Source organism: Frankia tisae, from assembly GCF_025403405.1.
GTDB lineage: Bacteria > Actinomycetota > Actinomycetes > Frankiales > Frankiaceae > Frankia > Frankia tisai.
In genome coordinates this window covers 1-990 of the sequence record NZ_JANEZT010000729.1, presented here as the reverse complement: position 1 = coordinate 990, position 990 = coordinate 1, and the positions used below count along the sequence as shown (strand labels likewise).

The following is a 990-nucleotide window of genomic DNA, read 5'->3' as shown; positions in this document are numbered from 1 at the left end:
CGTGATCATCGTGCCGTACCCGGCCGCCGGCCCGGTCACGGCTGCGGACAAGCGGCCCGCGGACAAGCGGCCCGCGGACAAGCGGCCCGCGGACAAGCGGCCCGCGGACGTGGCGCTCGACGCGGTCCTCGTCGCGCTGGCCGCCGACGAGGCGGGGGCGCTGCTGACCGTCGTCGGGGGAGACGGGCTGGGCGGGCAGGTGGCGGTGTGGCCCGACCGCACGGCGGGCTCGTCCGGGATCGCCGGACTCGACGTCGCCGCGGTCGACGATGCTCGCGGGCTGCTCGCGGCCGGTCGCAGCGGGGTGCGCCGCTACGGACCGCGGGGGCAGCGGCGGCCGGACGCGGTCGGGGTGTTCGTCCAGTCGTTCGCGCCGCCCCCGCGGATGCTGGTCTTCGGCGCGATCGACTACGCCGCCGCGGTGGTGCGCATCGGCCGTTTCCTCGGCTACCGGGTGACGGTGTGCGACGCCCGACCGGTCTTCGCCACCTCCCAGCGCTTCCCCGACGCCGACGAGGTGATCTGCGAACGACCGGTGGCCTACCTCGCCCGCGCCGCCGTTGACGTGAGCACGGTGATCTGCGTGCTCACCCACGACCCGAAGTTCGACATCCCGGTGCTGCGCGCCGCGCTGCGCTCGCCGGCGCACTACGTCGGCGCGATGGGGTCGCGGCGCACCCATGCCGACCGGCTGCGCCGGCTGCGTGACAGCGGTGCCACCGAGGATGATCTCGCCCGACTGCACTCTCCGATCGGCCTCGACCTGGGGTCGCGCACGCCCGAGGAGACGGCCGTCTCGATCGCCGCGGAGATCATCCAAAGCCGCTGGGGTGGCAGCGGCCGCCCGTTGCGGGCCACCAGCGGTCGCATCCACGCCGAACCCGGCGAGCCGTCCAACCTGTCCGAGCCGTCCGAGCCGTCCCCTTGGGGGGAGTGGGGGGAGCGGGCCCAGGCCGGATAGCCCCCGGATAGCCCCCGGGTGGCCACCGC

Annotated in this window: 1 protein-coding gene; it reads left to right on the top strand. The window is 75.6% G+C overall.

Annotated features, from left to right (window positions below):
• A partial coding sequence (locus NBZ85_RS31370) for an XdhC family protein (protein ID WP_261563451.1) occupies positions 1-961 on the top strand: 961 nt, incomplete at its 5' end.
• Positions 962-990: the final 29 nt, after the last annotated feature.